Annotated in this window: 1 protein-coding gene; it reads right to left on the reverse strand. The window is 43.7% G+C overall.

The window, feature by feature from the left end:
• The coding region (locus C7K08_RS15040; protein ID WP_133165354.1) for a CpsD/CapB family tyrosine-protein kinase at window positions 1-630 on the reverse strand (630 nt) is incomplete at both ends.

The following is a 630-nucleotide window of genomic DNA, read 5'->3' on the forward strand; positions in this document are numbered from 1 at the left end:
ACCGTAACCGTAACCGTAACCGTAACCGTAACCGTAACCGTAACCGTAAGCAGAGGCAGAGCGGCTTTCTTTTTTAACAGCATTGGTAACAATACCTAGTAAAGGTGCTCCAGCTGTGCAGATACGCTGGATTGATTCCTTAGGTAAGCCTCTATCAACACGAGCTAAACTAACAAGTAGAATAATTCCATCTAGATGTTCAGCAACTAACATTGCATCGGCTAAGCCCAATACTGGAGGTGTATCGTAAATAATAAGATCGAATTCGCCGCTATTTGCTAAATCATTTATCAAAGCACCCATCCTGTGGCTGCTCAATAATCGGGCTGGATCTGGCGGCCTCCTTCCGGCGGTGATTACCGACCAGTTATCTCTGCCTTTAACAGGCTGAATTGCTTGGCGCCAATGCAGATTACCATCATCTGTAAGTAGATTACTCAATCCCTGAATATTATCTTGACCTAAACGGTGATGTATTTGTGGCTTCCTAAGATCAGCATCTATCAATAAAACTCGTTGWCCCATTTCACTAATAGTTTTTGCGAGAAGAATATTTACTAAGCTTTTCCCTTCCGTTGGCAGTGAACTGGTGATAGCGATGCTGCGTATGGGGCGATCACTGTTAAGGAA

Source organism: Synechococcus lacustris str. Tous (assembly GCF_003011125.1).
GTDB classification, from domain to species: Bacteria; Cyanobacteriota; Cyanobacteriia; order PCC-6307; family Cyanobiaceae; genus Synechococcus_D; species Synechococcus_D lacustris.